1 pseudogene is annotated in these 345 nt (G+C 48.7%); it reads right to left on the bottom strand.

Annotated elements, in window-relative coordinates:
• Positions 1 to 345, bottom strand: a pseudogene (locus tag CWO84_RS24700) (hypothetical protein); the annotation flags it as partial.

Below are 345 nucleotides of genomic sequence, written 5' to 3'. Positions count from 1 at the left end.
ATGTGCCGCATAGTCGGCATCATCGATAATGGTATGCTCCCAAAAACGACGTTGCCATATGCCACGCTCGTGGCGTTTTATTCTGATTGCAGAGCGATATTCGGTTTTTGGTATCGCTTTCGAAAAGGCTTTTTTTATCGCCCGCCATCGGTTGGAATATTGATCATCACCGGCCGGTAATGTCCAGATTGCATGCATGTGATCAGGCAAAACCACCCAAGCATCGATATACCCATAGGGCACAAGTAAAATGGCTGCTTTTCCCGTACCACTCGTACCGCTTCCCGTAACGCTACAACATGGTCGATCAACAGCATCGATTTCCGTTCGAGCAGGTTGACGGTG

The organism is Methylomonas sp. Kb3 (assembly GCF_002834115.1).
Classification (GTDB): Bacteria; Pseudomonadota; Gammaproteobacteria; order Methylococcales; family Methylomonadaceae; genus Methylomonas; species Methylomonas defluvii.
This window is presented reverse-complemented; position numbering and strand designations above follow the sequence as displayed.